The organism is Pseudoalteromonas sp. SG43-1, from assembly GCF_014164415.1.
Classification (GTDB): Bacteria; Pseudomonadota; Gammaproteobacteria; order Enterobacterales; family Alteromonadaceae; genus Pseudoalteromonas; species Pseudoalteromonas distincta.
Window position 1 is genome coordinate 1 of record NZ_JACJFD010000066.1, and the last position, 1,013, is coordinate 1,013.

At 41.5% G+C, this 1,013-nt stretch carries 1 pseudogene; it reads left to right on the forward strand.

What is annotated here, in order from left to right:
• Positions 1-1,005: pseudogene (locus tag H5159_RS20720) on the forward strand (IS3 family transposase); the annotation flags it as partial.
• Positions 1,006-1,013 lie beyond the last annotated feature (8 nt).

Genomic DNA, 1,013 nt, shown 5'->3' on the forward strand with positions numbered 1-1,013 from the left:
CTGCTTCGCCAATGACGCCCGAACAAATTGAAATCCGCGAACTTAAAAAGCAAATCCAACGCATCGAATTAGAAAAGGATATATTAAAAAAGGCTACCGCTCTCTTGATGTCCGACTCCCTGAACAATTCTCGTTAATTGAGAAACTAAATCAACGAGAGCGTTACCCAATTAGCGTGCTGTGTAACGTATTCAATGTGCATCGTAGCAGCTATAAATATTGGGCTATACGGGATACAACGCCGACGCCAGAGCAAGTAAGGCTAGAGGCTGAAGTTAAAGCTATACATGCAATGAGCGGTGGCTCAGCTGGGGCGCGGACAATCGCGGCAATAGCAACGAACAATGATTTTGAATTGAGTCGTTATCGTGCTGCTAAGCTAATGGTTAAATTAAAGCTTGAAAGCTGCCAAGTACCTCAACATTCATATAAACGCGGCGGTAATGAACACCTTGAAATTCCAAATCTGCTTGATAGACAATTTGATGTTGTTGAGTCAGATACCGTGTGGTGCGGTGATGTGACGTATATTTGGGTAGGTAATCGCTGGGCTTATTTAGCCGTTGTTATTGATTTATTTGCACGTAAAGTCGTTGGCTGGGCCATGTCGTTGTCGCCAGATACTAATTTAACGCTAAAAGCGCTTGAACTCGCGTATGAAAGCAGAGGAAAACCGACAGGACTGATGTTTCATTCAGACCAGGGTAGTCACTATACCAGTTTAAAATATCGTCAACGTTTATGGCGCTATAAAATCAAACAAAGTATGAGTAGGCGTGGAAACTGTTGGGATAATGCACCAATGGAGCGATTTTTAGAAGCTTTAAAACGGAATGGATGCCAAAGGTTGGATATGGAAATTTTATAGATGCTAAATATAGCGTTAGTGATTATATCAACGGATATTACAACAACGTTAGGCCGCATCATTATAATGCCGGTTTAGCGCCAAATGAATCTGAGGTTAGATATCAAGATTCTAAAACTGTGGCCAAATTTTATTGACCACTACA